This window comes from Streptomyces sp. AC602_WCS936, assembly GCF_019049125.1.
GTDB lineage: Bacteria > Actinomycetota > Actinomycetes > Streptomycetales > Streptomycetaceae > Streptomyces.
This window is the reverse complement of sequence record NZ_JAGMUF010000124.1, coordinates 1-265: the sequence shown is the minus strand read 5'-3', so window position 1 is coordinate 265 and position 265 is coordinate 1. Positions and strand designations below refer to the sequence as shown.

General features: G+C 69.1%; 1 pseudogene. It reads right to left on the bottom strand.

The features are described 5' to 3' along the window. A pseudogene (locus tag KUM03_RS33550) lies at nucleotides 1-265 on the bottom strand (NmrA family transcriptional regulator); the annotation flags it as partial.

The following is a 265-nucleotide window of genomic DNA, read 5'->3' as shown; positions in this document are numbered from 1 at the left end:
TCGCTGATCAGTGCCGCGGCCACGACGGCGGCGAGGTCCTGCTCGTGGATGAAGGGGTAGTGGCCCTGGTCGAGGAAAGCCTCCCGGACCACCCCGTCGGCGCGGATGGTGTCAGGCCAGTCCGACCCTGTCGCCGGGTAGGTGCCCTCGACGACGGCACCCATCACAGCCGACGGCCGGATGTGCGTCCAGGCGATGCCCGAGTGCTCCACCGCCTTCTCGATCGCCAGCCAGAACCAGGTCTCCGGCGGATTCGCCTCTTCGT